Here is a 1,115-nt window from a genome sequence, read left to right as displayed (position 1 = left end):
GGACTCGCCCTCGTCCTGAAGGTACGGATCGGCATCACCGGCGACACCGCCTCCGCCTTCGTCGCCCTCGCCCGGGGCGCCCTGCCCAAGAGCGCCGACAAACCGGGGGCGCGCAGGCTGCCCGAGAAGGCCGTACGCCCGGAGGCGGTCGGTGCGTTCACCCGGGAGCCCGCCGCCGACGGCACCGGCACCCTGTTGACCGCCCGCATCCCGGTCGACCGGGTCCGGGCCGAGCGCGGGGTACGCGTCTACGTCGACGTAGCGGGTACGACGTACGAGATCCCGGTCCGCACCGGAGGGCTGCCGCTGCCGCTGGCCCGCCGGTGGGGGAGGACCACGCCCTACCGGGCCTCGGCCAACCGGAATCCGAAGGGGCGGCTCGTGATCACGACGGCGCTGCTGTGGGAACCGCCACCCCGCATGGGCGTCCGGCTGCGCCGCATGCTGTCCAGGCTGAAGAGGAAAGTGACCCGATGAAGATCTGTGTAGTCGCGCTCGGCAAGATCGGGCTTCTGCTCGCCGTGCAGTTCGCCGCCAAGGGCCATCAGGTCATCGGGGCGGATGTCGACGAGAGGGTCGTGGAGCTGGTCAACGCGGCCACCGAGCCGTTCCCCGGCGAGCACGACCTCGGCGTGAAGCTGAAGGAGACGGTCGGTGCCGGTCTGCTCTCCGCGACCACCGACACCACGGCCGCGGTCGCCGCGTCCGACGCCGTCGTGGTCGTCGTGCCGCTCTTCGTGGACGCCGAGGGCGCCCCGGACTTCGGCTGGATGGACGCCGCCACCAAGGCCATCGCGGCAGGCCTGAAGCCGGGCACCCTGGTCAGTTACGAGACCACGCTGCCGGTCGGCACGACCCGTACGCGCTGGGCGCCGATGCTGGCCGAGGGCTCGGGCCTGACCCCCGGCGAGGACTTCCACCTGGTGTTCTCCCCGGAGCGGGTGCTCACCGGCCGGGTCTTCGCGGACCTGCGCCGCTACCCGAAGCTGGTCGGCGGCATCGACGAGGCGTCCGGCGCGGCGGGCACCGCCTTCTACGAGGCCGTGCTCGACTTCGACGAGCGCGCGGACCTGCCCCGCCCCAACGGCGTCTGGGACCTGGGCACGGCGGAGGCC

Annotated in this window: 2 pseudogenes; both read left to right on the top strand. The window is 72.9% G+C overall.

Going from position 1 to position 1,115, the window contains the following annotated elements:
- A pseudogene (locus AB0M27_RS48075) lies at positions 1-477 on the top strand (glycosyltransferase family 2 protein); the annotation flags it as partial.
- Positions 474-1,115, top strand: a pseudogene (locus AB0M27_RS48070) (nucleotide sugar dehydrogenase); the annotation flags it as partial. The pseudogenes AB0M27_RS48075 and AB0M27_RS48070, both read left to right, overlap by 4 nt.

This window comes from Streptomyces sp. NPDC052107 (assembly GCF_040680215.1).
In the GTDB taxonomy this organism is placed as follows: domain Bacteria; phylum Actinomycetota; class Actinomycetes; order Streptomycetales; family Streptomycetaceae; genus Streptomyces.
This window is presented reverse-complemented; position numbering and strand designations above follow the sequence as displayed.